1 protein-coding gene and 1 pseudogene are annotated in these 671 nt (G+C 66.0%); both read right to left on the bottom strand.

Annotated elements, in window-relative coordinates; all coding sequences use genetic code 11:
• On the bottom strand, positions 1-326 hold a 326-nt coding region (locus AC1DWT_RS51740), incomplete at its 3' end, for an aldehyde dehydrogenase family protein (protein WP_477926337.1).
• A 45-nt stretch (positions 327-371) separates the two neighbouring features.
• A pseudogene (locus tag AC1DWT_RS51735) lies at positions 372-671 on the bottom strand (ABC transporter substrate-binding protein); the annotation flags it as partial.

The following is a 671-nucleotide window of genomic DNA, read 5'->3' as shown; positions in this document are numbered from 1 at the left end:
CCGCGGCTCTCCGGCAGGGCCTTGCCCATCTCCATCGTCATGAGCAGCGCGAGGTCGTCGGTGCGCTCGATGACCTTCTCCCACGCCGACCGCAGGATGATCGACCGCTGCCGGGGTGCGGTGGCCGCCCATTCCTCCTGGACCGCCGCGGCGGAGTCCAGTGCGCGCATCGCGTCCTTGCCACCGGCATCGGCGACGTCGGCGATGAGGGTTCCCGTTGCCGGGTCGTACACCGGGAAGGTGCCGCCGTCGATCGGGTCGGTCTGGGCGCCGTCGATCCACAGACCGGTGGGCAGGGTGGCACGGAGCCGTTCGAAATCAGTCATGTCAGTCCTCGTCCGGCGTTGCTCGTTGGTGAGCATGCGCGTCGGTCACGGTGCGTTGTGCGCGTAGGTCGGGTCGTAGAGGGCGTCGACGGTGGGTAGTCCGTCGTGGATCGTCCCGTATTTGTCGGTGAGGTCGAGCCAGGTCTGCAGGCCTTGCTTGTCGACGAGCCCGTCGGTCGAGTAGTCCGGCTTCGCGAAGTCGTAGGCGTCCTTGGCGGCGTCGTAACTGATCTGGCTGTCGTTCATCAGGATGGAGATCGCTTCGTCGGGGTGATCGACGACCCATTGGGCGCTTTCCTTGTACGCCGACAGGAAGGCGCGGAATTCATCCGCGGAATTCATCCG

It is taken from the genome of Rhodococcus sp. P4_B6 (assembly GCF_056402215.1).
Note: the sequence above shows the minus strand (reverse complement) of the source record. Positions and strands in the feature narration are given on the sequence as shown.